The sequence below is a fragment of the Paraburkholderia sp. JHI2823 genome (assembly GCF_038900695.1).
Taxonomy (GTDB): domain Bacteria; phylum Pseudomonadota; class Gammaproteobacteria; order Burkholderiales; family Burkholderiaceae; genus Paraburkholderia; species Paraburkholderia mimosarum.
This window is the reverse complement of sequence record NZ_JAYMRY010000283.1, coordinates 1-437: the sequence shown is the minus strand read 5'-3', so window position 1 is coordinate 437 and position 437 is coordinate 1. Positions and strand designations below refer to the sequence as shown.

Genomic DNA, 437 nt, shown 5'->3' with positions numbered 1-437 from the left:
ATCGCCGGGGTCAGCCCAGTGCAGTCATCCTCGACGGCCGTACGCTGCAGTCGACGTGCGAGAGCGGTCCACGCGCAGGCTATGACGGGTACAAGCGTAAGAAAGGGAGCAAGGTGCACATGGCGGTGGACACATTGGGGCAACTGCTTGCGGTGCATGTGACGCCGGCTAACGAACAGGAGCGTGCACAGGTCGGTGAACTGGCGCGACAGGTCCAGCAGGCCACGGGGCAGACAGTGAATATCGCGTTCGCTGACCAGGGCTACACCGGCGAAGAGCCTGCACAGGCCGCGCTCGATGAAGGCATCGACTTCAATTGGTCAGGTTGCCGGAGGCGAAAAAGGGCTTTGTACTGTTGCCGCGTCGTTGGGTGGTGGAACGCAGCTTCGGCTGGCTTAACCGCTTCCGCCGACTGACCAGAGACTACGAGCGCTTGC

Annotated in this window: 1 pseudogene; it reads left to right on the top strand. The window is 62.2% G+C overall.

Annotated elements, in window-relative coordinates:
• Positions 1–437 (top strand): annotated as a pseudogene (locus tag VSR34_RS38685) (transposase); the annotation flags it as partial.